This window comes from Rugamonas rubra (assembly GCF_900114705.1).
GTDB classification, from domain to species: Bacteria; Pseudomonadota; Gammaproteobacteria; order Burkholderiales; family Burkholderiaceae_D; genus Rugamonas; species Rugamonas rubra.
Window position 1 is genome coordinate 22,941 of record NZ_FOTW01000023.1, and the last position, 25,859, is coordinate 48,799.

Sequence of the window (25,859 nt, forward strand, 5' to 3'; positions counted from 1 at the left end):
AGCTCGCTTCACACTCAGCCCGCCAGTTTTTGCTTCAGCAGCTCGGTCAGCTGGGCCGGGTTGGCCTTGCCTTTCGAGGCCTTCATGGCCTGGCCGATCAGCGCGTTGATGGCAGCCTCCTTGCCGGCGCGGTACTGCTCGACCGACTTGGCGTTGGCCGCCAGCACCTCGTTGACGATGGCTTCGAGCGCGCCGCTGTCGGAGATCTGCTTGAGGCCCTTGGCCTCGATGATGGCGTCGACCAGCTGCTCGTCGGCCGACTTGGCCTCCCACATCGCGGCGAACACCTCCTTGGCGATCTTGTTGGAGATGGTGCCGTCGGCGATGCGTTGCAGCATCAGCGCCAGCTGCGCGGCCGACACCGGCGCGGCGGCGATCTCGACGCCCTCGCGGTTCAGGGTCGAGGCGACGTCGCCCATCAGCCAGTTGGCGGCCGCCTTGGCGTGGTCCTTGCCGGCCTTGGCCACCACCGCCTCGAAGTAGCGCGCCATCTCGAGCGACTGGGTCAGCACCAGCGCGTCGTAGTCGGACAGCGCGTAGTCGGCGCCGAAGCGGGCGCGCATGGCGTCCGGCAGTTCCGGCATGGCGTCCTTGACGCGGGCGATCCATTCCGGCGAGATCATCAGCGGCGGCAGGTCCGGGTCGGGGAAGTAGCGGTAGTCCTGGGCGTCTTCCTTGCTGCGCATTTCGCGCGTTTCCTTGCGGTCCGGGTCGTACAGGCGGGTCGCCTGCACCACCTTGCCGCCGTCCTCGATCAGCTCGATCTGGCGGCGCACCTCGACGTGCACGGCCTCCTCGATGAAGCGGAAGGAGTTCAGGTTCTTGATCTCGCAGCGGGTGCCCAGCTCGGTGTCGCCGACCCGGCGCACCGAGACGTTGACGTCGCAGCGGAACGAGCCCTCCTGCATGTTGCCGTCGCACACGCCCAGCCACATCACCAGCGAGTGCAGCGCCTTGGCGTAGGCCACCGCCTCGGCGGCGCTGCGGATCTCCGGCTCGGAGACGATCTCCAGCAGCGGCGTGCCGGCGCGGTTCAGGTCGATGCCGCTCATGCCGTGGTAGTCCTCGTGCAGCGACTTGCCGGCGTCCTCTTCCAGGTGGGCGCGGGTCAGGTTGACGGTCTTGGTGACGAACTCGCCGTCCTTCTCGTAGCCGAAGGTGAGCGAGCCGCCTTGCACCACCGGGTCGGCGAACTGGCTGATCTGGTAGCCCTTGGGCAGGTCGGGGTAGAAGTAGTTCTTGCGCGCGAAGATGGACTGCGGCGCGATGGTGGCGCCGACCGCCAGGCCGAAGCGGATGGCGCGTTCGACGGCGGCCTTGTTCATCACCGGCAGCACGCCCGGCAGCGCCAGATCGACCGGGCTGGCCTGGGTGTTCGGCTCGGCGCCGAATTTGATCGGCGAACCGCTGAAGATTTTTGATTCGGTCGTGAGTTGCACGTGGTTCTCAAGACCGATGACGACTTCCCATTGCATAGTGTTCTCGCTTTACTTGTTGGCCCGCGGGCCGAATTCGTTTCGGTGGTGCCGCTGTCTTAGATGCCGGCCGGCGCGCGCAGGTGCCAGTCGGTGGCCAGTTGGAACTGGTGGGCGACGTTGAGCAGCTTGGCTTCGCCGAAGTGCTTGCCGATGATCTGCAGGCCGACCGGGCGCTGGCTGTTCTTCTCGCCCTGGCCGAAGCCGCAGGGGATGGACATGCCGGGCAGGCCGGCCAGGCTGGTCGACAGGGTGAAGATGTCGGCCAGGTAGGCGGCCACCGGGTCGTCGGACTTGTCGCCCAGGTCCCAGGCGACGGTCGGCGCGACCGGTCCCATGATGACGTCGCAGACCGCGTTGGGGCCGTTCAGCACCGCCTCGAAGTCCTGCGCGATCAGGCGGCGGATCTTTTGCGCCTTCAGGTAGTAGGCGTCGTAGTAGCCGTGGCACAGCACGTAGGTGCCGACCATGATGCGGCGCTTGACCTCGGCGCCGAAGCCTTCGGCGCGGGTCTTCTTGTACATGTCCTGCAGGTCCTTGTACTCGGCGGCGCGGTGGCCGTAGCGCACGCCGTCGAAGCGCGACAGGTTGGACGAGGCCTCGGCCGGGGCGATCATGTAGTAGGCCGGGATAGCCAGCGCGGTGTTGGGCAGCGAGATGTCGACCAGGCTGGCGCCCAGCTTCACATACTGCGCCAGCGCGGCGCGCACGGCCTGTTCGACGTCGGCCGCCAGGCCTTCGCCGAAGTATTCCTTGGGCACGCCGATGCGCAGGCCGGTCAAGGGGGCGTTCAGCTCGCGCGTGAAGTCCTCGTCGACGCCGCCTTGTTCAGGCGTCAGGCTGGTCGAGTCGCGCTCGTCGAAGCCGGCCATGGCGTTGAGCAGCAGGGCGCAGTCCTCGGCGGTCTGGGCGATCGGGCCGCCCTGGTCGAGCGAGGAGGCGAAGGCGATCATGCCGAAGCGCGAAACGCGGCCGTAGGTCGGCTTGATGCCGGTCACGCCGCAGAAGGCGGCCGGCTGGCGGATCGAGCCGCCGGTGTCGGTGGCGGTGGCGCCCGGCGCCAGGCGCGCGGCGACGGCGGCGGCCGAGCCGCCCGAGGAGCCGCCCGGCACGGCGCGGGTGTCCCAGGGGTTCTTGACGGCGCCGAAGGCCGAGTTCTCGTTGGCCGAGCCCATGGCGAACTCGTCGCAGTTGAGCTTGCCCAGGGTGACCATGCCGGCGGCCTTGAACTTCTCCACCACGGTGGCGTCGAAGGGGCTGACGTAGTCGGCCAGCATCTTCGAGCCGGCCGTCGAGCGCCAGTCGCGCGTGACGAAGATGTCCTTGTGGGCGATCGGCACGCCGGTCAGCGGCGTGGCGTTGCCGGCGGCGAGGCGGGCGTCGGCGGCGGCGGCCTGGGCCAGGGTCAGCGCGCGGTCGACGTGCAGGTAGGCGTTCAGCTGGCTCGCCTCGATGCGGTCGAGGAAGTGGCCGGCCAGTTCGGTGGCGGAGATGGCTTTGCTTTGCAGCAGAGTCGACAGCTCTTTGATGGTTTTAGTGTGCATGGCGGATCTATTCAATTCGGTCGGTGGCGGGGATCGTCGGTGCTCGGCGCGGGCCGGGCCGGCGCGCGGGCGCGGGTCCGGGGCGGGCGTGCGGGCGCGCAGGCGCGCTTAGGCGATCACTCGATCACCTTGGGCACCAGGTACAGGCCGTCCTGGGTCTTCGGCGCGACGGCCTGGTAGTCGGCGCGGCGGTTGCCCTCGGTGGCGACGTCCTCGCGCAGGCGCAGGGCGATGTTGTTCATGTGGGCCGCCAGCGGATGGCTGAGCGGCGCGACGCCGTCGGTATCGACCGCCTGCATCTGTTCGGCCAGCGCGAAGATGCCGTTCAGTTGGCCCAGCGCGGTGGCGGCCTGCTCCTCGCTCATCTCAAGTTGGGCCAGGTGGGCGATGCGTTTTACGTCGGATAGGGTCAGGGACATGGCGAATGGCGCGGACGGACCGCGCAATGATTAATTGTTATATTGATAAAAGTCTTAAAGTAAAGCTATTCGTCGGCAAAAGCGCCGGAACGCCGGGCAAATCGCGCTTTGGCGGGCCGCACTTTCGCTTGGATTTTCGGCAAATCGCATTCAAATTATAAGGTAGAATGGCGGGTTGATGCGTTGCCGGCGCTGAATTGTCGCTGCCGCCGCGTCCGAACAGACAGCGATCGCGCCGCCGGCGCCCGCTCGGCTACTCCCTATAACGGCTTACGCGCACATTCGAGGCGCCACAGGATACTCATGTTTGGTTTTTTACGTCGATATATCTCCACCGATCTGGCCATTGACTTGGGCACGGCCAACACCCTGATTTACGTACGCGGCCAGGGCATCGTCCTGGACGAGCCGTCGGTCGTCGCGATCCGCCAGGAAGGCGGCCCGAACGGCAAGAAGACGATCCAGGCGGTCGGCAAGGAAGCCAAGCAGATGCTGGGCAAGGTGCCCGGCAACATCGAGGCGATCCGCCCGATGAAGGACGGCGTGATCGCCGACTTCACCGTCACCGAACAAATGCTCAAGCAGTTCATCCGCATGGTGCACGACTCCAAGTTCTTCCGTCCGTCGCCGCGCATCATCATCTGCGTGCCGTGCGGCTCGACCCAGGTGGAGCGCCGCGCGATCCGCGAATCGGCGCTCGGCGCCGGCGCCTCGCAGGTCTACCTGATCGAGGAGCCGATGGCGGCCGCAATAGGCGCCGGCCTGCCGGTGTCGGAAGCGACCGGTTCGATGGTGGTCGACATCGGCGGCGGCACCACCGAGGTGGGCATCATCTCGCTGGGCGGCATGGTCTACAAGGGTTCGGTGCGCGTCGGCGGCGACAAGTTCGACGAGGCCATCGTCAACTACATCCGCCGCAACTACGGCATGCTGATCGGCGAGCAGACCGCCGAGGCGATCAAGAAGGCCATCGGTTCGGCCTTCCCCGGCTCCGAAGTGAAGGAAATGGAAGTCAAGGGCCGCAACCTGTCCGAAGGCATCCCGCGCTCCTTCACCATCTCGTCCAACGAGATCCTCGAGGCGCTGACCGACCCGCTCAACAACATCGTCTCGGCCGTCAAGAACGCGCTGGAGCAGACCCCGCCGGAACTGGGCGCCGACATCGCCGAAAAGGGCATGATGCTGACCGGCGGCGGCGCGCTGCTGCGCGACCTGGACCGTCTGCTGATGGAGGAAACCGGCCTGCCGGTGCTGGTGGCGGAGGACCCGCTGACCTGCGTGGTGCGCGGCTCGGGCATGGCGCTGGAACGGATGGACCAACTCGGCTCGATCTTCTCCTACGAATGATCACCACGCGGGGCCGCCAAACAGCGGCCCCGCTGCAATTTTGGATGCGGTGATAGGATAGCCGGTTCGTTGGCGCGCGAGCGCCGGATTATTGGAAGTCATGGAATACAGTCCTCCGCCACTTTTCAAACAAGGCGCCTCGGCCCGGGGCAAGATGACGGTGTTCGCCTGCATATCGATCGCGCTGCTGCTGATCGATTCGCGCATGCATTCGCTGGCCACGCTGCGCACCACCGTCGGCACCGCGCTGTACCCGCTGCAAATGGTCGCGCTGCTGCCGCGCGACGCCATCTACGGCATGGGCGATTATTTTTCCAGCCTGGCGGCGCTGGAGAAGCAGGTGCGCGAACTCAAGCGCCAGCAGATCGCCACCTCGCAGGCGCTGCAGCAGGCGCAACTCAATTCCGTTGAAAACAACCATCTGCGCAAGCTGATGGACGCGCACGAGCGCCTGCCGGTCAAGTCGATGCTGGCCGAGGTGCTGTACGACGCGCGCGACGTCAACAGCCGCAAGATCGTGCTCGACCGCGGCACCCAGCAGGGCGTCGCGCTGGGCCTGCCGGTGATCGACAACCAGGGCGTGGTCGGCCAGGTGACGCGGGTGTTCCCGTTCACCTCCGAGGTCACGCTGCTGACCGACAAGGAGCAGGCCATTCCGGTGCAGCTGCTGCGCAACGGCCTGCGCAGCGTGGCCTACGGCCGCGGCAAGGCCGGCACGCTGGAGCTGCGCTTCACCGCGCCCAACGCCGACATCCAGGTCGGCGACATCGTCGTCACCTCGGGCTTGGACGGGGTCTACCCGGCCGGCCTGGCGGTGGCCCGCGTCAGCCAGGTGGAGAACAGCGCCGGCGGCTCGTTCGGCGGCGTGGTCTGCCAGCCGCTGGCCGGCATCGCCAACAACACCCAGCTGCTGATCCTGATGTCGACGCCGGACCTGCCGGCCCGGCCGCCGGAGGAGGAAGTGCGCACGCTGAAAAAACACGCCGGCAAGATGGGCCCGATCAAGGAGGCGCCGAAGGAGGGCGCCGCCGCACCTGCCGCAGCGGCCGGCGCGCCGGCGGCGGCCACCGCCGCCACCGTGATCACGCCGGCCGCCAGCGGCGCCAAGCCGGCGGCGCCGGCGCCAACGCCGGCCACCAGCGGCGCCAAGCCGGCAGCGGCCAGCGGCGCCGCGCCGGCCGCCATCGCCACCACAAGCGCCGTCAAGCCGGCGGCGGCCACCGCCGCGCCGGCCAGCACCAAACCGAAAGAGGAGGCGCGATGAACCGCCCGCACTATATTCTGCTGCCGGTCAGCCCGCTGTTCATCGCCTTCAGCCTGTTCTGCGCCTTCCTGCTCAACCTGCTGCCCTGGGGCGGCTTCATCGGCGCGCCCGACTTCGTCGCGCTGGTGCTGGTGTTCTGGGGCGTGCACCAGCCGCGCAAGGTCGGCATCGGCACCGCCTTCTTCCTCGGCCTGCTGATGGACGTGCACGACTCGACCCTGCTGGGCGAGAACGCGCTGGCCTACACGCTGCTGTCCTACTTCGCCATCATGCTGCATCGCCGCGTGCTGTGGTTCCCGCTGCTGACCCAGGCCATGCACGTGTTCCCGCTGCTGTTGCTGGCGCAGTCGGTGCAGATGCTGGTGCGCTTCTTCGCCTCCGGCAAATTCCCCGGCTGGTTCTATTTCATCGAAAGCGTGGTGGCGGTGGCCTTGTGGCCGATCGCCACCTGGCTGCTGCTGGCACCGCAGCGGCGCGCGGTCGACCGCGACCACACGCGGCCGATTTGAAGCGGCTGGTTGCGGCGGCGGCGCCGCGCCGCCGTCCCACTGTGTCACTTTGAGGTGTTGAGTCCCCCGCATGACTGAAATTAAGAATACGGAACGCGAGCTGCACTTGTTCCGCCTGCGCCTGACGGCGCTGGGCGCTCTGGTGTTCGTCTGCTTCGCGCTGCTGCTGGCGCGCTTCGTCTGGCTGCAGGTGATCAAGCACAGCGACTACGCCGCCCAGGCCGAGGACAACCGCATCGCCGTGGTGCCGATCGTGCCCAACCGCGGCCTGATCCTCGACCGCAACGGCGTGGTGCTGGCGCGCAACTACTCGGCCTACACGCTGGAGGTGACGCCGTCCAAGCTGCGCGTGCCGCTCGACGAGACCATCGACGAGCTGGCCAAGCTGGTCGAGGTCGACATCAAGGACCGCAAGCGCTTCAAGAAGCTGCTCGAGGAGTCGAAGAACTTCGAGAGCGTGCCGCTGCGCACCCGCCTGAGCGACGAGGAGGTGGCGCGCTTCACCGCGCAGCGCTTCCGCTTCCCCGGCGTGGAGATCCAGGCGCGCCTGTTCCGCCAGTATCCGCTGGGCGAGACCGCCTCGCACGTGATCGGCTTCATCGGCCGCATCAACCAGGGCGAGGCCAAGGCCATCGAGGCGCGCGAGGACGCCGCCAACTACAACGGCACCGACCATATCGGCAAGGAGGGCCTGGAGAAAAGCTACGAGCGCCAGCTGCACGGCACCACCGGCTACGAGGAGGTCGAGGTGTCGGCCGGCGGGCGGGCCATCCGCACGCTGTCGCGCACCCCGGCGGTGCCGGGCAACAACCTGATCCTGTCGGTCGACATCGAGCTGCAGAAGGTGATCGAGGAGGCCTTCGGCGAATGGCGCGGCGCGCTGGTGGCGATCGAGCCGTCGACCGGCGACGTGCTGGCCTTCGTCTCGCGGCCCGGCTACGACCCCAACCTGTTCGTCGACGGCATCGACCAGCAGAGCTGGTCGGAGCTGAACAACTCGCTGGACCGGCCGATGGTCAACCGGCCGCTGTCGGGCACCTACGCGCCCGGCTCGACCTTCAAGCCCTTCATGGCGCTGGCCGCGCTGGAGACCGGCAAGCGCACCACCAGCCAGGCGATCTTCGACCCCGGCTTCTACATGCTGGGCGGGCACCGCTTCAACGACGACCTGCGCGGCGGCCACGGCACGGTCGACATGCGCAAGTCCATCGTGGTGTCCTGCAACACCTACTACTATGTGCTCGGCCACGACATGGGCATCGACCAGATCCACGACTTCATGAAGCCGTTCGGCTTCGGCCAGCCGACCGGCATCGACCTGGAGAACGAGAAGATCGGCGTGCTGCCGTCGCAGGCATGGAAGCGGGCCCGCTTCAAGGGCGCCTCGGCGCAGAAGTGGGTCGGCGGCGACACCATCTCGGTCAGCAACGGCTCCGGCTACAACAACTACACGCCGCTGCAGATCGCCCACGCCGTGGCCAACCTGGCCAACAACGGCGTGGTGATGAAGCCGCACCTGGTCAAAATCGTCGAGGACGGCGCCACGCGGGCGCGCCAGCTGACGGTGGCCAAGGAGAGCTACCGCATCCCGCTCAAGCAGGAGAACATCGACTTCATCAAAAACGCCATGGTCGGCGTGACCAGCGAGCCGGGCGGCACCGCCTACCGCGTCTTCGCCAACGCCGGCTACACGGTGGGCGGCAAGACCGGCACGGCGCAGGTGATCGCGATGAAAAAGAACGAGAAGTACAACGCCGCCAAACTGGCCGAGCGCCTGCGCGACAACTCGCTGTTCACCGCCTTCGCGCCGGCCGACAAGCCGCGCATCGTCATCGCCATGGTGGTGGAGAACGCCGGCTTCGGCGCCGCCATCGCCGCGCCGATCGCCCGCAAGGCGCTCGACTACTACCTGCTGGGCAAACGCCCGACGGAAAAGGAGACCACCAAGGTGCCGAAGGAGGACGCCGAGACGCTGGCGCCGGTGGAGGAGCCGAGCTCCGAGGAGGTGGCGGCGGCGATCGAGCTGGCCAAGCGGCCGGCGGCAGGCGCGGCGGCGCCGGCCCCGGCCCCGGCGGCAGCGGTGGCGGCTGCCCCGGCCAAGGTGCCGGCCCCGGCCCCGGCGCTCATCTCGCCGACCGGCCCGGCGCCCGCGGCGGGCAAGAACCCGGCCGCCGCGGCGCCGAAGAATCCCGCCCCGGCGCCGGCCAAGACTCCCGCAACCGCGCCGGCGCCGGCGGCGACCCCGGCGCCGCTGCCGCGCGCGCCGGCCGCCCCGGCGCCGACGACGCCGGCCGCGCCGGTGGCGCCCGAGCGCAAGAAACAATAAGGACAACCCTATGCGTATCAACGAAAGGCGTTCGCTGTGGCGTCGCCTGCGACCCTATTTCACCGTGTTCGACGGCCCGCTGGCGCTGATCATCATCCTGCTGCTGTCGACCGGCCTGGTGACGCTGTACTCGGCCGGCATCGGCATCCCCGGCAAGGTCGAGGACCAGCTGCGCAACATCGTCATGTCCTTCCTGGTGATGTGGATGGTGGCCAACATCAGCCCGCAAACGATGATGCGCATCGCCGTGCCGGTGTACATCGTGGCGGTGCTGCTGCTGGTGGCGGTGGCGCTGTTCGGCACCATCAAGCTGGGCGCGCGGCGCTGGCTGCACGTCGGCATCGACATCCAGCCGTCCGAGTTCATGAAGATCGCCATGCCGCTGATGCTGGCCTGGTTCTTCCAACAGCGCGCCGGGCAGCTGCGCTGGCACTCCTACGCCATCGCCGCCGTGCTGCTGGCCATACCGGTCGGCCTGATCGCCAAGCAGCCCGACCTGGGCACCGCCCTGCTGGTGGTGGCCGCCGGCTTCAGCGTGATCTTCCTGGCCGGCCTGTCGTGGAAGGCGCTGGCCGGGCTGGCGGTGGCGGTCGGCGCCAGCCTGCCGGTGGTCTGGTCGGTGCTGCACGACTACCAGCGCGAGCGCGTGATGACGCTGATCGACCCCACCTCGGACCCGCTGGGCAAGGGCTTCCACATCATCCAGTCGACCATCGCGGTCGGCTCGGGCGGCATCACCGGCAAGGGCTGGACGCACGGCACCCAGGCCCACCTGGAGTTCATCCCCGAGCGCACCACCGACTTCATTTTCGCCGTCTTCTCCGAGGAGTTCGGCCTGGCCGGCAACCTGGTGCTGATGCTGCTGTACCTGCTGCTGATCGGGCGCGGCCTGATGATCGCCGGCAACGCGCCGAACTTTTTCACGCGCCTGCTGGCCGGCGCCATCACCATGATTTACTTCACCTACGCCTTCGTCAACATGGGCATGGTCAGCGGCATCCTGCCGGTGGTCGGCGTGCCGCTTCCCTTCATGAGCTACGGCGGCACCGCGCTGCTGACCCTGGGGCTGGGCGCCGGTATTTTGATGAGCATTCAACGCCACCGCAAGCTGGTACAAACCTGATGAGGAACGCCATGATTCCAATGACGACGCCGCGCAAGGAGACCCCGGCGCGCCTGACGCCGGCCCTGCCGGCCCTGCTGACCCTGTTGCTGGCGCTGGCCGGCTGTTCCAGCGTGCCGCTGAGCTCGACCGCGCCGGCCGCCCACACGCCGGCGCCGGCGCCGGCCACGGCGGGCAAGGCGAGCCGGCCCGAAGCGGGCACGCCGGCACTGCCGGCGGCCGGTTCCGGCCGGGGCGGCTACTACCAGGACGACGGCCCGGGCGAGAACCCGCCGCCCAACCTGGCCGCCGTGCCGGACGCCGAGGTGCGCAACGATCCGCCGCTGCCGCGTTCGAACCGGCCCTACGTGGTGTTCGGCAAGACCTACACGCCGATGACCGACAACCAGCCCTACACGCAGCGCGGCATCGGCAGCTGGTACGGCAAGAAGTTCCACGGCCAGCGCACCTCGTCGGGCGAGCTGTACGACATGTACAAGATGACGGCGGCCCATCCGACGCTGCCGATTCCCTCGTATGCGCGGCTGACCAACCTGGTCAGCGGCAACCAGGTGGTGGTGCGCATCAACGACCGTGGTCCCTTCCACGCGAACCGGGCGATCGACGTGTCCTACACGGCGGCGCTGAAACTGGGCCTGCTGGGCAAGGGCAGCCACGAGCTGCAGATCGAACGCATCCTGCCCAACGAGATCGAGCGCATGATCGCCGGGCGCGGCAGCAAGCCGACGCCGTCGCAGCCGTCGCAGCCGCAGCCATCGCAGCAGCAATTGGTGCTGGTGCCGGCGGCGGTGTCGCCGCCGACGGCCGCCTTGGCCGCCGTCAGCGGCGGCGCGGCGCCGGTCACCGCCGGCTTCTATCTGCAACTGGGGGCGTATGCGCGGGCGGAGAACGCCGAGTCGGCGCGCAGCCGCCTGCTGCAGGCCGGCTTGAGGGCCTTGGAGGTGGTGCAGGGTGGCTCGGTGCACCGGCTGTTCAGCGGGCCGTTCGCCAGCCGCCAGGAAGCGAGCGAGGCGGCGCAAGGGCTGCCCGCCGCCTTGAGCCTGAAACCGATCATCATCCAGCGCTGATTCGGCGCAGGCGCGCGGCCATCGCTACTTGCAGGCGCGCGCTTCGGTGCCGGGGTGGCCGGCGCGCAGCTGTTCCAGCTTGCCCTTGAGGGTGGCGTCGACGTCGCGGAACTGGTAGGCCAGCAGCTTGCTGCCGCTCATGCGCGGCGCCAGCTTGGCGCTGCGCACGCCCTGTTTCTGCAGGGCCGCCAGCAGGTTCTGCGCCGCCGGCTCGGTCTTGAACACCCCCAGCGAAATCGCCCAACGCATGGCCGAGTTGTCGGACATGACGAAGTAGTTGGTCACGCCCAGCTGTTTGAGCTCGGCCGCCTTCTTGTCGGCGGCTTCCTTGCTGCCCTGCGGCGGGACGAACACGATGTAGCTCGACACCTCGGTGCCGGGCAGGTTGTGGCGGGCCTGGCGGTCGCCCAGGCCCAGCGGCGCCAGCTGGGCCTCGAAGCGGCGCGCGTCGGCCAGGACGAAATTGCCGATCTCGAGGCAGGCCAGCAGCTGCGGTGGCGCCGGCTTGGCCGCCGCCGCAGGGCCGCCGGCAGTATCGGCCGCACCGGCCGCGCCGTTGGCCCGCTCGGCCGAGACCAGCGTCAGCCTGCCACCGTTGAGTTGGTTGCGCAGCCGCGCCGGTTCGCGCTCGTTGCCGCTGAAATGGCCGAGGTAGCCCTGGCCGTAGGCGAACAGGGCGGCGTTTGCGGCGAGCAGCGACCAGAAGATAAATTTCAGCACGGGCGATCCCAATCAGGCGCTGCCGGCGGCAGCATGCAAACCGATGAGCACGACGTTGTCGACGACGCGGTGGGCCACCTTCAAGGTCGGCGCGATGAAGGGCGCGGCGCCGCCGGAGACGATGCAGTCGCTGGCCTGGTGCAGCGCGACGGCGTGTTCGATGGCGCCGCCCTGGGCCGCCAGGCAGCCGCTGAGGATGGCGTCGTCGGTGTTGTCGGCGAATCCGGCGGGCAGCTTGGCGTCTGGCGCGATCTGTGGCAACTGCGCCGTGTTGCGCGCCAGTGAGCTGGCCATCAGCGCCAGGCCGGGCAGGATCATCCCGCCGAGGAAGACGCCGTCGGCGCTGACGGCGTCGATGGTGGTGGCGGTGCCGCAATTGGCGACGATGACGGCGCGTCCCGGCGCCAGCGCGCGCGCGGCGATGGCGGCGGCGAAGCGGTCGCAGCCCAGCTGGGCCGGATTGCGGTAGCCGTTGCGCACGCCGGCCAGCTCGGCCACCGAGGCGAACCAGAGCACCGCCGGCGCCGGCAGGGTGGACGGCAAGATCAATTGCAGCTGGGCGCGCAGGCCGGCGCCGGCGACATTGGCCAGCAGCGCGCGGTGGATGTGGCGGCCGGCCAGCGCGGCGTTCCAGGCGGCCGGCAGTTGGCCCAGCTCGGCGTGCGGCACGGCACCAAAGGCGCGCCAGGCGCCCAGCGCGGCGCCGACCTCCACCAGGGCCCATTTGATGCGGGTATTGCCGGCGTCGATCAGCAGGATCATGCGTCCGCCAGTCGCAAGGAGACGTCGCCGGAGAGGATCTCGACGCGGCCGGCGGCGGTGTCGAGCAGCAGGCGGCCGATGGCGTCGACGCCGGCGGCGCGGCCCTGTTGCAGCACGCGGCCGGCGTCGACGATGCTGACCTCGCGGCCGTGCCAGGCGTGCAGCGCGTTCCAGCGCTCGCAGAAGGGGGCGAAGCCGGTGTCGTCGAATTCGGCCAGCACGGCGGCCAGGCGGCTGAGCAGGGTGGCCAGCAGCAGGTTGCGCTCCATCTGCGCCAGCCACGGCGCGGCGGCGACGCTGCGGCCGATGTCTTGTTCCAGCTGGTCCGGCATCAGCAGGTTGATGCCGGCGCCGACCACCGCCCAGACGGCGCCGTCCGGCGCGCTCTGCATCTCCACCAGGATGCCGGCCAACTTGTCGCCGTCGCGCAGCAGGTCGTTGGGCCATTTCAAGCGCACCGGCACACCCAGGCCGACTATGGTTTCGGCCAGCGCCACGCCCACCGCCAGCGGCAGGCCGACCAGGTTGCGCATGGGGCCCTTGAAGCGCCAGGCCAGCGAGAAGGTCAGGCTGGCGCCGGGCGCCGACAACCAGGGCCGGCCGGCGCGGCCGCGTCCGGCGGTCTGCCGCTCGGCGACGCGCAGCAGCGGGCCGGGCAGGGTGGCGACGCGGGCCAGCAGGTCGGCGTTGGTGGAGCCGGTTTCGGCCACCACCTCGATCGCCACATGGCTGGCGCTGCCGGCGCAGTGGGCGGCGATGGCGGCGGCGGACAGGGCGGCGGCGCCGGCGTTGTTGGCGTTGGCGTCGGTGGTGTGGGCGGCGGTGCTCATGGCAGCGGCTGGCGGGTCTTGTGTGGCGCCCTGGCGAAGGCCAGGTCGTACAGGGTGTTGGGCAGCAGGCGCAGCAGCTTGGCCACCACGCCCATTTGCCAGGGGATCACGGCGTAGCTGCTGCCGCCGGCGATCTTGCGCAGCGCGGCGGCGGCGAAGCGCTCGACCGGCATCAGGAAGGGCATCGGATAGGTGTTCACCTTGGTCATCGGCGTGTCGATGTAGCCGGGGCACAGCGTCACCACCTTGATGCCGTAGGGGCGCATCTCCAGCCGCAGCGATTCGCAGTAGCTGATGACGGCGGCCTTGGAGGCGCTGTAGGCCTCGGCGCCGGGCAGGCCGCGTATGCCGGCCACGCTGCCGATGCCGACCAGGCGCGCCGGCGTGCGCTGCGCCCGCATGGTGGCGATGAAGGGGGCGAAGGTGGCGGCGGTGGCGAGCAGGTTGGTGGCGATGATGGTGTCGAACACCGCCAGGTCCTCGGCGTGTTCGGTCAGGGTGCCGGCCGAGACGCCGGCGTTGGCCACCACCACGTCGATGCCGCCGGCGTGGGCCAGGAAGTCCCGCGCGGCGGCGGCGATGGCGGCGTGGTCGCGCACGTCGACGCTGTAGGCGCGGTGGCGTTCGGGGTGGGGCAGGCCGGCGACCAGCGTGTCGAGCGCGTCGCGGCGGCGCGCCAGCAGGCCCAGGGTGGCGCCCTCGGCGGCGTAGCGCGCCGCCAGCGCGGCGCCGATGCCGCTGGAGGCGCCGGTGATGAAGACGCGCTGCGGCGTCATGCTGTGTGGGCGCCGGTCGCGGGCATGCTTATTTCTTTTCCGCTTTCGCTTTCGCCAGCAGCACGTCCATCACCTGCAGCACCTCGGTGTGCAGCTGGGCTTCGGTGGTGGCGGATTTTTTCTCGTCGTCGGCCATCGAGGGCGAGGTGATGAAGCGGCCGTCGACGGCCAGCATCGGCCACGAGTCGATCTGGTAGGCGGCCATCATGGCGCTGGCCTTGCGCACGCGGCCGGCCACGCCGAAGGAACGGTAGGTGTCGACGAACTTCTGCTTGTCGACGCCCTGCTTGACGATGAAGTCGAAGACCTGCTCGTCGCGGTTCAGGCGGTTGTGGGCGAGGTGCATCTCGTCGAAGATCTTGTTGTGCATCTGCTCGCTCAACAGGCCCATCGCGTCGAGCGTGTAGAACAGCTTCTGCTGCGGCGCCACGCTCTCGTCGCGGCCGACGTGGACGCGCTTGTAGACGATGTTGTCGCCCTGTTTTTTGACCCAGGCCGCCAGCGCCGGCTCGAAGGAGTGGCAATGCGGGCAGTAATAGGCGAAGAACTCGGTGATCTCGATCTTCTTGCCCGACTCGGTCGGCTGCGGCGCGGACAGCAGCTGGTATTCGACGCCGGCCTTCGGCGCCGCCGGCGAGGCCGAGGCGGAGCCGGCGACCAGGGCCAAGGTGCCCAGCGCCAGCGCGCCCACTACCCGTTTCAGAATTCGCATCGTTACTCCCTCGGTATGTTGGCTGGGCTTACTTTTGATTGCGCACGACGGCGACGTCGACGCCGTTTTCCGACAGTTTGCTGCGTACCCGGTTCATCGACTCGACCTGGTTGAACGGGCCCATGCGCACACGGTGCAGCACGCCTGTGTCGGTGCTGCGGTCGGAGATGGTGGCCTCGAAACCGAGCAGGGCCAGCTTGGCGCGCGCGCTCTCGGCGTCGCCGATTTCGCGGAAGGCGCCGGCCTGCAGATAGTAGGTGTACTTCTCGTCGGCGGCGGCGGCCGGCGGCGTTGTGCCGGCCGGCTTGGTCGCCGCTGTCTTCGGCGGCGGGGTGATGCGGTCGACCACGGCCTGCAGCGGATCGGCGGCCGGCGCCTTCGGCTCCGGCTTGGCCTCCACCCGGGCGGGCGGCTTGGGCTCGGGCTGGGCCTCGACCCGGGTCTCCGGCTTGGTGTCTGGCTTAGTGTCCGGCTTAGTGTCCGGTTTGGCTTCGCGCACAAAATCCTTGGCCGCTTCGCGCGCCGCTTCCTTGTTGCCGTACATCGGCTTGTTCGGATCGGCCACCTGGCCCGCCGTCGGCTCGCTCGACTTGCCGTTGCGGCCGTTCTTGTCGGTGAAGGGCGTGGCGCCCTTGGTGATGGCCAGCGCGACGATGACGGCGATGACCAGACCGATGACCAGGCCGATGATGATGCCGACCAGGGTGTTGCCCTGTTGGCGGCGCGACGGAAGGCGGGCGGGGGTGTGGCGGAAGCGGAAATTCATTGTGCGTGATGTCCTTCGCGATTACATTTTGTTCGGAGCGGAGACGCCGATCAGCGCCAGGCCGTTGCGCAGCACTTGGCGGGTCGCCACCATCAGCGCCAGGCGGGCCAGCTTGAGCGCCTCGTCGTCGACCAGCACGCGCTCGGCGAAGTAGAAGCTGTGCAGGTTGGCGGCCAGCTCGCGCAGGTAGAAGGCGACCTGGTGCGGGCCCAGTTCGGCCTGGGCGCGCGCCAGCATGTCCGGGTAGGCGGCCAGGGTGGCCAGCAGCGTCGCCTCGGACGGTGCCGTCAGCGGCGCCAGGTCGACGCCGGCCAGGCTGGCGACGTCGCCGCCCCACTGTTCGAGCATGCGGCAGATGCGGGCGTGGGCGTACTGCACGTAATACACCGGGTTCTCGTCCGAGGTCTTCAGGGCGACGTCGACGTCGAAGACGAACTCGGTGTCGGCCTTGCGCGAGATGAGGAAGAAGCGCACCGCGTCGCGGCCCTTGGCGATGTCGCCGCCGCCGGACCATTCGATCAGGTCGCGCACGGTGACGTAGGAGCCGGCCCGCTTGGAGATCTTGACCTCCTCGCCGTCCTTCATCACGGTGACCATCTTGTGCAGCACGTAGTCGGGGTAGCCCTGCGGCACGCCCAGGTCGACCGCCTGCAGGCCGGCGCGCACGCGGGCGATGGTGCCGTGGTGGTCGGAGCCCTGCACGTTGATGGCCTGGATGAAGCCGCGCTGGAACTTGACGATGTGGTAGGCGACGTCCGGCACGAAGTAGGTGTAGCTGCCGTCGCTCTTGCGCATGACGCGGTCCTTGTCGTCGCCGTAGTCGGTGGTGCGCAGCCACAGCGCGCCCTCCTGCTCGTAGGTCTTGCCGGCCTTGACCAGGGTCTCGACGGCGCTGTTGACCTTGCCGTCGGCGTACAGCGACGATTCGAGGTAGTAGTTGTCGAACTTGACGCCGAAGGCCTGCAGGTCCATGTCCTGCTCGTTGCGCAGGTAGGTGACGGCGAAGGCGCGGATCGAGTCGATGTCGTCGACGTCGCCCGAGGCGGTGGCCGGCTGGCCGTCGCTGGCCGAGACGGTCTTCTTGGCGAGGAAGTCGGTGGCGATCTCGGCGATGTAGTCGCCGTTGTAGGCCGACTCCGGCCATTCGGCGTCGCCCGGCTTGAAGCCGCGCGCGCGCGCCTGCACCGAGTTGGCCAGGGTCTGGATCTGCACGCCGGCGTCGTTGTAGTAGAACTCGCGGGTGACCTGGTAGCCCTGGGCGCCGAACAGCGACGACAGGGCGTCGCCCAGCGCGGCCTGGCGGCCGTGGCCGACGTGTAGCGGGCCGGTCGGGTTGGCCGAGACGAATTCGATGATGACCTGCTTGCCGGCGCCGGCGGCGCTCTGGCCGAAGGCGGCGCCCTGCTCGAGCACGCTGTTGACCACGGCCTGCTTGGCGGCGTCGGTCACGCGCAGGTTGATGAAGCCGGGGCCGGCGATGTCGGCCGAGGCCACCAGGCCCTGGCCGGCCGGGTTGGCCAGCAGCGCGGCGACGATCTGGGTGGCCAGTTCGCGCGGGTTCATCTTCAGCTGTTTGGCCAGTTGCATGGCGATGTTGCAGGCCACGTCGCCGTGCGAGGGGTCGCGCGGACGCTCCAGCACGACGTTGGCGGTGACACTGGTGCCGGCCAGGACGGGGGCGAGGGCGGCCTGGAACAGGGCGGTGATTTCTTGTTTTTGGTGGGCGAGCATGAGCGGGTTGGCGGCCGGGCCGCGCTAAATGAAAACATCCGAAAGCGAAAACGGCAGGCACACTGGGGCGCCGGCCAAACAGCGGTAATTATAACGGTTTGATACCGCTTTGGCGTGCCCCGGTCGGCGCGGCGCGGCGGCGGCCGGGCGGCGCCGGCGAAACGGCGGCCAACGGGCCAAACGGCGGCAAACGGCGGCAAACGGCGGCAAACGGCGGAAAACGGTGCGGCGGCGGGGCGCGCCGGCCGTGAATCGGGCAAACTGTGGCGAATCGGGACGATTTGTTGACTTAATGCAAGCAATCGCGCCGCGCCCGCCGGCAGGGGCTACAATCGACTTTGCGTGCCTTGCCGTATTTTTTGGCGGGTTTGCTGCGGATTTGCTACCCATTTGCTTGTATACTGCGCGCTCGCGCCTGCCGGCCCGTTTTTGGACCGCGCGCGGCAACAACCCAGGAACCCCAGAATATGAACAAGCGCCCGACGCTCTCCTTGAAAACCGCCGCCCCGGCCGCCGCGCCCAAGCTGCGCGCCAGCCACGCGCGGGCGCTCAAACCGGCGCCGCAGAGCGCTTTCAAGACCGGCCTGAAGGCCGACTCGCTGGCGCTGAGCCTGCTCGGCGCGGCGCAGGCGGTGGCCCAGGTGCGCACCGGCACGGCGCTGCCGCAGGCGCTGGCCACGGTGTTCGCCAAGCACGACGCGCTGCCGCAGGCGCGCGGCGCGATGCAGGACATCGCCTACCGCTGCATGCGCCAGCTGGGCCAAAGCGAGACCCTGATCGGCCTGCTGGCGCCGAAGGCGCCCGAGCCGCTGGTGGGCGCGCTGCTGGCCTGCGCGCTGGCGCTGATCACCGCGCCGGACGCCAACGCGCCCTACGAGGAGTTCACCGTGGTCGACCAGACCGTGACGGCGGCCGACGCCCACCCCGACACGGCGCGCGCCAAGGGCATGGTCAACGCCGTGCTGCGCCGCTTCCTGCGCGAGCGGCGCGAGCTGCTCGAGACGGCCCTGCAGCAGCCGCTGGCCAAGTGGAACTACCCGCAGTGGTGGATCGACGCGGCGCGCGCCGCCTGGCCGCAGCAGTGGCAGCAGATCCTCGCCGCCGGCGACGGCGCGCCGCCGCTGACGCTGCGCGTCAACCCGCGCCGCGGCACGGTCGAGGCCTACCTGGCCCGCCTGGCCGAGGCCGGCATCGAGGCCGACCGCATCGGCCCGTGGGCGGTGCGCCTGGCCAAGCCGGTCGGCGTGGCGCTGATCCCCGGCTTCGCCGACGGCCTGGTCTCGGTGCAGGACGCCGGCGCCCAACTGGCCGCGCCGCTGCTCGACGTGGCCGACGGCATGCGCGTGCTCGACGCCTGCGCCGCGCCCGGCGGCAAGACCTGCCACATCCTCGAGCTGGCCGACGCGGCCGTGACGGCGCTGGACGCCGACGCCAAGCGCCTGCAGCGGGTCGGCGAGAACCTCGAGCGGCTCGGCCTGGCCGCCACCCTGCTGGCGGCCGAGGCGCAGTCGGCCGACTGGTGGGACGGCCAGCCCTTCGACCGCATCCTGGCCGACGTGCCCTGCACCGCCTCGGGCATCGTGCGGCGCCACCCGGACATCCGCTGGCTGCGCCGCAAGGGCGACGCGCTCCAACTTGCAACACTTTCGGCCAAAATTCTCGACAACCTTTGGCAGATGCTGCGGCCCAATGGTAAATTGCTCTTCGTGACATGTTCCTTGTGGCCACAGGAATCGGAAGCGCAGGCCGCCGCCTTCGCGCTGCGCAACGGGGCGACCCGGCTCGACGCGCCTGGCCAACTGCTCCCCGCCGGTGGGCCGGAACAAGATCACGACGGGCTGTTCTACGCGCTGTTCGAGAAAAATGCGTAAGCGTGTTGCCCGTCATTTCACTACGCAACCTGCGAGCATCGGCCCACACGTGACACGATTTTTCCGACTCCTCGCCTGGCAGCTGCTGATGGTGCTGGCCTGCGCGCTGCCGCGGGCGGCGCACGCCGCCGAAGGCGTCGAGATCAAGCGCGCCTACGTCGAGGCGGCCGAGGAGGGCTACCGGCTGGGGGCGGTCTACGGCTTCGAGCTCAACCACGGGCTGGAGGACGCCATCCAGTTCGGCGTGCAGCTCTACTTCACCACCGAGATCGAGTTCACCCGGCCGCGCTGGTACTGGCTCGACGAGAAGGCCATCGTGGCGCGGCAGACCTCGCGCATCTGGTACAACGTGCTGACGCGGCAGTACCACGTCTCCATCATCGGCAGCGTGCAGCAGAGCTTTTCCACCCTCGAGGACGCGCTGTTCCTGATCCGCCGGCCGAGCCGCTGGCTGGTGGCGCCGCGCGGCGCGCTGAAGGTGGGCGAGACCTACAACGTCACCGTGCGCATGGGCATCGACCGCAACTATCTGCCCAAGCCGATCCAGGTCAACGCCTTCAACAACAGCGAATGGCGCCTGGCGTCGGACAAGAAGACCTTCCAATATAAGGCGGAGTGAGTGAATAAGGCTTTGCGGTATGTGTTCGTCGTGGTCGGCGCCATCGTTAGTATCCTGCTCTTCCTGCTGGCCTCGGCGTCCGACAATTCCGGCCTGTTCGACCGCTACTATTCCTGGCTGCTGGGGCTGAACGCGGCGGTCGCCGTGGCGCTGCTGGTGCTGGTGTCGGTGTCGCTGTTCCGCCTCTACCTGCGCTTCAAGAGCGGCAAGTTCGGCTCCAAGCTGATGACCCGGCTGGTGCTGCTGTTCGCCGCCATCGGCGTGTTGCCCGGCCTGGTGATCTTCCTCGTCTCGGTGCAGTTCGTCTCCCACTCGATCGACTCCTGGTTCAACGTGCACATCGAGGAGGCCCTCGAGTCCGGCCTGAACCTGGGCCGCGCCGGCCTCGACACGGCCCTGGCCGAGCTCGACGCGACGGCGCGCAAGACCGGCCAGCAGCTGGCCGACCAACCCTTCGGCAGCGAGCCGGCGACCCTGGCGCGCCTGGTCAAGCAGCAGGCCGGCATGCAGAACGCCATGATCGTCGACGCCGACGGCGGCCTGATCGTCAGCGCCCGGGCGCGCCAGAGCGGCAACCTGAGCGCCGACCTGCCCACCAGCGCCATGCTGGCGACGGCCAAGAGCGAGGCGGCCTACGGCGCCGCCGAGGGCGGCAACGAGCTGCGCAGCGACATGGTCAACCCGCCCGGCGCGCCCGAGCTGGTCAACAACCTGCGCCTGCGCGTGCTGCTGGCCATCCCCGACCACGTGCAACCCAACGGCACCCACCTGGCGCCGCGCTACCTGCAGCTGATCCAGCTGGCGCCGGCCCTGCTGGCCAGCAACGGCGAGACCATCCGCAGCGCCTACAGCGAGTACAAGGAGCGCTTCGTGGCCCGCGTCGGCCTGCGCAAGATGTACATCGAGACGCTGACCCTGACCCTGCTGCTGGCCGTGTTCGGCGCCATCGCCAGCGCCTTCCTGATCGCCAGCGACCTGGCCCAGCCGCTGCTGCTGTTGGCCGAGGGCACCCGCGCGGTGGCCGAGGGCGACCTGTCGCCGCGCCCCATCGTCGCCACCTCGGACGAGCTGGGCACCCTGACGCAGTCCTTCAACACCATGACGCGCCAGCTGTCGGACGCGCGCAGCGCCGTCGAGCAGAACCGCGCCGCGCTGCAGAACGCCAAGGCCCACCTGGAGTCGGTGCTGGCGAACATGTCGGCCGGCGTGATGGTGTTCGACAGCGAGTTCCACGTGGTCAGCTGCAACGACTCGGTCGAGCGCATCCTGCAACTGGCCGGGCCGACCCTGATCGGCCAGCAGCTCGAGCAGGTCGCCGGCCTGCAGGACTTCGGCGCCGCCGTGGTCGGCGCCTTCTCGGCGCAGAGCGCGCAGTCGGCCGCCGGGCGCGCCGCGCCAAGGCAGCACTGGCAGCGCCAGATCGAGCTGCCGCGCCGGCCCGGCGCCGTCGAGGAGCACGAACTGACCCTGCTGACGCGCGGCTCGCGCCTGCCGGCCGAGAGCGGCAGCAGCTACCTGGTGGTGTTCGACGACATCTCCGACGTCATCTCGGCGCAGCGCTCGATCGCCTGGGGCGAGGTGGCGCGCCGGCTGGCGCACGAGATCAAGAACCCGCTGACGCCGATCCAGCTGTCGGCCGAACGCATGCAAATGAAGCTCGAGCACAAGCTCGACGGCGCCGACGCCGCCCTGCTCAACAAGGGCACGGCGACCATCGTCAACCAGGTGGCGGCGATGAAGCGCATGGTCGACGACTTCCGCGACTACGCCAAGACGCCGCCGGCGGTGCTCGGCACGCTCGACCTGAACGGCCTGGTCGACGAGATCCTGCACCTCTACAGCAATGGCGAGGGCGACGACATCATCCACCCGCAGCTGGCGCCCGGCCTGCCGCTGGTGATGGGCGACGAGACCCAGTTGCGCCAGGTGATACACAACCTGCTGCAGAACGCCCAGGACGCCATGGCCGAGCTGCCCGAGGGCGCCGCGCAAGCACGCATTGACGTGGTCACCGAAGCCATTCATTATCAGGGCGCGGACGGTGCCACGCGCACCGCCGTGCGCCTGGCCATCGTCGACAACGGCCCCGGCTTCGCGCCGAAAATCCTGGCGCGGGCGTTCGAACCGTATGTCACCTCGAAGGCGCGCGGCACCGGCCTGGGCCTGGCGATGGTGAAAAAGATTATCGACGAACATGGGGGCAGGATCGATATCCAGAACCATGTCGATAGAAGTGGCGCGTCAGTGGTGATTTTGCTGTTAAAGTTAGCACCGGCGACGCAAATTACCTAACGTTTCAATGACAATAAATTCATTGCCGCAACAAGACGGCGAGGAAGGCAGGGATAGATGGCAAACATTCTGGTAGTGGACGATGAAATGGGCATCCGCGAGTTGCTCTCGGAAATTCTGAGCGACGAGGGGCACGCGATACAACTGGCCGAGAACGCGCAACAAGCGCGCGAGGCGCGAGCGGGCGGCGCGCCCGACCTGGTGCTGCTCGATATCTGGATGCCGGATACCGACGGCGTCACCCTGCTCAAGGAGTGGCAACGCGACGGCCTGCTGACCATGCCGGTCATCATGATGTCCGGCCACGCGACGATCGACACGGCCGTCGAGGCCACCCGCATCGGCGCGCTGAACTTCCTCGAGAAGCCGATCGCGCTGCAGAAGCTGCTCAAGGCGGTGCAGCAGGGCCTGACGCGGGCGCAGGAGACGGTGCGCGCCCCGGCGCTGGCACCGCGTCCGGCGGCCCCGGCACCGGCCGAGGAGGCCAACGGCTTCGGCCAGCCGATCCTGGTGGCGGCCGGCGCGCGCGGCGGCGCCCAGGTGGTGGCCGGCGGCGACAGCCACAGTTTCAACCTGTCGTTCGACCTGCCGTTGCGCGAGGCGCGCGACGCCTTCGAGCGCATGTATTTCGAGCACCACCTGGGACGCGAGGGCGGCAGCATGACCCGCGTGGCCGAGAAGACCGGCCTCGAGCGCACCCACCTGTACCGCAAGCTCAAGCAACTCGGCGTCGAGCCGGGCAAGCTGGCGAAAAAGAACGCGTGAACGCGGGCGTGGCGGCCGTCGGCCGCGGCGCCGGTGCGCCGGCGCCGCGGCGCGCCGTGCCGACCACCCTGGTCCACGGCGGCAACGCCGGCGTGCGCGAGGCGGCCATCGCCGCCTTGCTGCGCCCCGGCGCGGCCGACGCCGTCATCCTCGAGGGCCTGGCCGACGGCAACGGCGCGCTGGCCGAGCTCGGTCGCGCCCCTGCGGCGCCGCCATCCCCTTCATCTTCCCCGTCTTCCTTCCCGCATATTGTGCGCATCGCCCCCGGTTGCCTGTGCTGTAGCGGGAATTTGGTTTTGCGCGTAACATTGAATCGTGTGCTGCGCCTCGCTCCCGCCCAGCTCTACATCAGCCTGGCCGACGCCAGCCACCTCGAACAGCTGCGCCAGTGGCTGTCCGACGCCCCCTACGGCGAGTTGCTTGCTCTACAACCCGACATCGCGGCCAGATAGCACGCCGCCTGCCCACAGATCCGCCGGCTCCGGCCGGATAGCGCTCTCGATCTTGAAAATGAGGCCAGCGAGCCCCAAATCGATTCCGAACGGCGGAGTGCATGCTCCGTCCCTTGAGAAAAGGATGCACTATGAACCTCATCTACAATAGCGAGCAATACAGCGTGGTCGAGTTCGGCGTCGACCGCGAGTTGGACGCCCTGCGCTTCGGCGGCTACGAGATCGTCGACAAGGGCGGCAAGCGGGAAATCTTCATCGCCGGGGAGCTGGCGCAAACCTTCCGGCGCGACGTCAACGAGTTGATCGCCGGCGAACCGACCATGGCGGAGATCGACGAGTTCCTCGGCAGCTACGACTCGCTGATGAGCCAACCGGTGCTGCTGCACTAGGCCGTGCCGTGCCCCGCCGCCCACCCGCCGGCGATTTGCTGGACTGTGGGGGCGGCTGGCGCATGGCAAGGTTGTGCCGTGGGGGCAGACAACGTACCGGGTTTTATTTCGGTTTGTTTAGCGCATCGGGGATGAAGCCCTCTGCCGACAGGGCGCGAATCACGCCCCGAATCAGAAAATTATTGCTAAACCCTATGGTGTACTGACGTGCCCCCTCTCGTATGGGGGCGAGCATCCGGTGTTCAACCAATTTGCGGATTTGATAGGTACGCTGGGTTTCTGTCATCCCGGGCATGGCGTCCTTCAAATCGCTGGCCTTGGCGATTCCTGCGCGGGCCGTGGTCAACAGCACCCGCTCTTCCAACTGTGTCAGTAGGGCGCGTTCGCGGGCGTAGTGCAGCGCCGGGGTCAAAATTCGCTCGATGAGGTAGTGCATATCGGTCAGTTGGTCTACCTTGCGCAATTCATCGAGCATGCCGTCAAGAACGTAGATGCACCATGTTTCGCGACCTTCAGGAGTGCCGTTGTCTGCTCGTCCCAACATGGAGTAGTAACGGTCGCGGTCGTTGCAGAACACCGCCGTCGGGTTGAGTACCCGCCCGCCCGTCTTGACGTTGAAGCCGTACTTTATGAGCAGAGTATAGGTGAGCAAACGCACCACTCGGCCGTTGCCATTGCCAAACGGATGTATCCACGCAAAACGATGGTGAGCCAGTGCGACCTTGATGAGGTCGTATTTCGGCGGGTCGGCACGGTTGATGAAGGTTACCAACTCGCTCATGTATTGAGGAACCTGCACGGCTTCGGGGGGGAGGTGTTCAGACAGAGAAATTTGCACGGCTCCTTGCCGATACGCCCCCGGGGATGTATCGCCTTCGCGCTGAAGCTCGTGCACTGTCATTGCATGGAGTTCACGCACAAAATGTTCCGTAACATCTTGCCCCGGTGTGAAGTTTTCTTCGATGTATGCCAAGAGCTATCTGTAAAAATATTCTGCAAGTCCTCGTAATTAAAGAACTTTTTCATACTCTGGTAGATTGAATATCTAGAATGAATGGCTGATTGCATCTGCAATCTGGCGATCTGCTTTTCCGCACGTCATGCGTTGATGCTTGTGGACGGTTGCGGGCAGACGTTGCGCTGTGTAGTGGAAACGAGCATTTACGCAATCGCCGGCCACATGTTAAAGTTTCCCCATGTGCCAATTACTCGGAATGAACTGCAATGTCCCCACCGACATTGTTTTTAGCTTTACCGGCTTCGCCATGCGCGGCGGCCACACCGACACCCACCACGACGGCTGGGGCATCGCCTTCTTCGAGGGCGCCGGCGTGCGCCACTTCGTCGACCACCAAGCCGCCATCGCCTCGCCGGTGGCCGAGCTGATCAAGCGCTACCCGATCAAATCGACCAACGTCATCGCCCACATCCGCAAGGCCACCCAGGGCCGGGTGGCGCTGGAGAACTGCCACCCCTTCGTGCGCGAGCTGTGGGGCCGCTACTGGGTGTTCGCCCACAACGGCGACCTGAAGCAGTTCGCGCCGACGCTGGACGGCGCCTTCCGCCCGGTCGGCAGCACCGACAGCGAGCTGGCCTTCTGCTATCTGCTGCAACAGCTGCGCCGCCGCTTCGGCGACAGCCGTCCGCCGCTGGCGGACCTGCGCGCCGCGCTGGCCGAACTGGTGGCCGAGATCGCCGTCCACGGCACCTTCAACATGATGTTGTCGAGCGGCGAGGAATTGTTCGCCCACTGCTCGACCCAGTTGTTCTACCTGGTGCGCCAGCATCCCTTCGTCACCGCCGAGCTGTCCGACGAGGACGTCAGCGTCGACTTTTCCCAGGTCACCACGCCGAACGACCGCGTCGCCATCATCGTCACCCAACCGCTCACCACCAACGAGCGCTGGACCGCCTTCGCGCCCGGCGAACTGAAGTTGTTTGTCGACGGCGTGCCGCAGGCGGCGCCGGCGGACTGAATTGTCCACAATTGTCCAAAACAAGCCCGGAAGTTGATGCCAAAACGTTAGTTAAAGGGAATAAATGGGGTAAAGTAGCGCTTATTCTCAGCATTGCCAACCCGTGGCTTGTGGTAGCGCTATC

At 68.0% G+C, this 25,859-nt stretch carries 24 protein-coding genes; 13 read left to right on the forward strand and 11 right to left on the reverse strand.

The window, feature by feature from the left end; all coding sequences use genetic code 11:
- Positions 1-14: 14 nt before the first annotated feature.
- The 3 genes from gatB to gatC all read right to left on the reverse strand — a co-directional run bounded on the left by gatB (position 15) and on the right by gatC (position 3,438).
- Positions 15-1,475: an Asp-tRNA(Asn)/Glu-tRNA(Gln) amidotransferase subunit GatB gene (gene gatB / locus BM252_RS22240; RefSeq protein ID WP_093389871.1), complete on the reverse strand. Its 1,461-nt coding sequence runs from the start codon at positions 1,473-1,475 to the stop codon at positions 15-17.
- A 59-nt stretch (positions 1,476-1,534) separates the two neighbouring features.
- Positions 1,535-3,019, reverse strand: coding sequence for an Asp-tRNA(Asn)/Glu-tRNA(Gln) amidotransferase subunit GatA (gatA, locus tag BM252_RS22245; RefSeq protein ID WP_093389872.1), 1,485 nt, complete (start codon positions 3,017-3,019; stop codon positions 1,535-1,537).
- A 116-nt stretch (positions 3,020-3,135) separates the two neighbouring features.
- Positions 3,136-3,438, reverse strand: a complete 303-nt coding sequence (gene gatC, locus BM252_RS22250; RefSeq protein WP_093389873.1) for an Asp-tRNA(Asn)/Glu-tRNA(Gln) amidotransferase subunit GatC — start codon at positions 3,436-3,438, stop codon at positions 3,136-3,138.
- A 303-nt stretch (positions 3,439-3,741) separates the two neighbouring features.
- On the opposite strand from gatC, the gene BM252_RS22255 reads away from it, so the two are divergent.
- The 6 genes from BM252_RS22255 (at position 3,742) to BM252_RS22280 (ending at position 11,074) form a co-directional block, all read left to right on the forward strand.
- Positions 3,742-4,785 carry a rod shape-determining protein gene (locus tag BM252_RS22255; protein WP_093389874.1) on the forward strand — a complete coding sequence of 348 codons (1,044 nt, stop codon included), beginning with the start codon at positions 3,742-3,744 and terminating at the stop codon, positions 4,783-4,785.
- Positions 4,786-4,885: 100 nt separating this feature from the next.
- The gene (gene mreC / locus BM252_RS22260) at positions 4,886-6,049 is read left to right on the forward strand and encodes a rod shape-determining protein MreC (RefSeq protein WP_093389875.1); all 1,164 of its coding nucleotides are present in this window, start codon (positions 4,886-4,888) and stop codon (positions 6,047-6,049) included.
- Entirely contained in the window at positions 6,046-6,558 is a 513-nt protein-coding gene (mreD, locus tag BM252_RS22265) for a rod shape-determining protein MreD (protein ID WP_093389876.1), read from the forward strand. Before mreC ends, mreD begins: the two co-directional genes overlap by 4 nt.
- 70 nt (positions 6,559-6,628) lie before the next feature.
- Positions 6,629-8,884, forward strand: a complete 2,256-nt coding sequence (gene mrdA / locus BM252_RS22270) for a penicillin-binding protein 2 (RefSeq protein WP_093389877.1) — start codon at positions 6,629-6,631, stop codon at positions 8,882-8,884.
- Between the two features lie 10 nt (positions 8,885-8,894).
- Positions 8,895-10,007: a rod shape-determining protein RodA gene (rodA, locus tag BM252_RS22275; RefSeq protein WP_093389878.1), complete on the forward strand. Its 1,113-nt coding sequence runs from the start codon at positions 8,895-8,897 to the stop codon at positions 10,005-10,007.
- Between the two features lie 20 nt (positions 10,008-10,027).
- Positions 10,028-11,074 (forward strand): septal ring lytic transglycosylase RlpA family protein, encoded by a 1,047-nt coding sequence (locus BM252_RS22280; protein WP_093389879.1) that lies wholly within the window; start codon positions 10,028-10,030, stop codon positions 11,072-11,074.
- A gap of 24 nt (positions 11,075-11,098) precedes the next feature.
- Here BM252_RS22280 and BM252_RS22285 read toward each other — a convergent pair whose 3' ends face one another.
- The 7 genes from BM252_RS22285 to argS are packed head-to-tail and all read right to left on the reverse strand — an operon-like array spanning position 11,099 to position 17,371.
- Entirely contained in the window at positions 11,099-11,794 is a 696-nt protein-coding gene (locus BM252_RS22285) for an SPOR domain-containing protein (RefSeq protein WP_093389969.1), read from the reverse strand.
- A 12-nt stretch (positions 11,795-11,806) separates the two neighbouring features.
- Positions 11,807-12,556, reverse strand: coding sequence for a type III pantothenate kinase (locus tag BM252_RS22290; protein ID WP_093389880.1), 750 nt, complete (start codon positions 12,554-12,556; stop codon positions 11,807-11,809).
- Positions 12,553-13,386, reverse strand: coding sequence for a biotin--[acetyl-CoA-carboxylase] ligase (locus tag BM252_RS22295; protein WP_093389881.1), 834 nt, complete (start codon positions 13,384-13,386; stop codon positions 12,553-12,555). The genes BM252_RS22290 and BM252_RS22295 overlap by 4 nt, the downstream gene beginning before the upstream one ends.
- The gene (locus BM252_RS22300; protein WP_093389882.1) at positions 13,383-14,162 is read right to left on the reverse strand and encodes an SDR family oxidoreductase; all 780 of its coding nucleotides are present in this window, start codon (positions 14,160-14,162) and stop codon (positions 13,383-13,385) included. Before BM252_RS22300 ends, BM252_RS22295 begins: the two co-directional genes overlap by 4 nt.
- 28 nt (positions 14,163-14,190) lie before the next feature.
- Positions 14,191-14,874, reverse strand: coding sequence for a thiol:disulfide interchange protein DsbA/DsbL (locus BM252_RS22305; protein WP_093389883.1), 684 nt, complete (start codon positions 14,872-14,874; stop codon positions 14,191-14,193).
- A 28-nt stretch (positions 14,875-14,902) separates the two neighbouring features.
- Positions 14,903-15,640, reverse strand: a complete 738-nt coding sequence (locus BM252_RS22310) for an SPOR domain-containing protein (protein WP_093389884.1) — start codon at positions 15,638-15,640, stop codon at positions 14,903-14,905.
- A gap of 21 nt (positions 15,641-15,661) precedes the next feature.
- Complete coding sequence (gene argS, locus BM252_RS22315) at positions 15,662-17,371, reverse strand: arginine--tRNA ligase (RefSeq protein ID WP_093389885.1); 1,710 nt, start codon at positions 17,369-17,371, stop codon at positions 15,662-15,664.
- A 467-nt stretch (positions 17,372-17,838) separates the two neighbouring features.
- Between argS and rsmB the strand changes: the two genes are divergently transcribed.
- The 6 genes from rsmB to BM252_RS22345 all read left to right on the forward strand — a co-directional run bounded on the left by rsmB (position 17,839) and on the right by BM252_RS22345 (position 23,759).
- The gene (gene rsmB / locus BM252_RS22320; RefSeq protein WP_093389886.1) at positions 17,839-19,242 is read left to right on the forward strand and encodes a 16S rRNA (cytosine(967)-C(5))-methyltransferase RsmB; all 1,404 of its coding nucleotides are present in this window, start codon (positions 17,839-17,841) and stop codon (positions 19,240-19,242) included.
- The gene (locus tag BM252_RS22325) at positions 19,235-19,861 is read left to right on the forward strand and encodes a DUF4390 domain-containing protein (protein WP_093389887.1); all 627 of its coding nucleotides are present in this window, start codon (positions 19,235-19,237) and stop codon (positions 19,859-19,861) included. Before rsmB ends, BM252_RS22325 begins: the two co-directional genes overlap by 8 nt.
- Positions 19,862-22,153 (forward strand): sensor histidine kinase, encoded by a 2,292-nt coding sequence (locus tag BM252_RS22330; RefSeq protein WP_093389888.1) that lies wholly within the window; start codon positions 19,862-19,864, stop codon positions 22,151-22,153.
- Positions 22,154-22,210: 57 nt separating this feature from the next.
- Positions 22,211-22,918: a response regulator gene (locus BM252_RS22335; RefSeq protein ID WP_093389889.1), complete on the forward strand. Its 708-nt coding sequence runs from the start codon at positions 22,211-22,213 to the stop codon at positions 22,916-22,918.
- Complete coding sequence (locus BM252_RS22340) at positions 22,915-23,370, forward strand: GTPase (RefSeq protein ID WP_227458004.1); 456 nt, start codon at positions 22,915-22,917, stop codon at positions 23,368-23,370. The genes BM252_RS22335 and BM252_RS22340 overlap by 4 nt, the downstream gene beginning before the upstream one ends.
- A 131-nt stretch (positions 23,371-23,501) precedes the next feature.
- Complete coding sequence (locus BM252_RS22345; protein WP_093389890.1) at positions 23,502-23,759, forward strand: BTH_I0359 family protein; 258 nt, start codon at positions 23,502-23,504, stop codon at positions 23,757-23,759.
- Positions 23,760-23,862: 103 nt separating this feature from the next.
- On the opposite strand, the gene BM252_RS22350 is transcribed toward BM252_RS22345, so the two are convergent.
- A complete protein-coding gene (locus BM252_RS22350; protein WP_245774387.1) occupies positions 23,863-24,732 on the reverse strand; it encodes a Fic family protein in 870 nt (289 codons plus the stop codon).
- Between the two features lie 223 nt (positions 24,733-24,955).
- On the opposite strand from BM252_RS22350, the gene BM252_RS22355 reads away from it, so the two are divergent.
- Positions 24,956-25,735: a class II glutamine amidotransferase gene (locus tag BM252_RS22355; RefSeq protein WP_093389891.1), complete on the forward strand. Its 780-nt coding sequence runs from the start codon at positions 24,956-24,958 to the stop codon at positions 25,733-25,735.
- Positions 25,736-25,859: the final 124 nt, after the last annotated feature.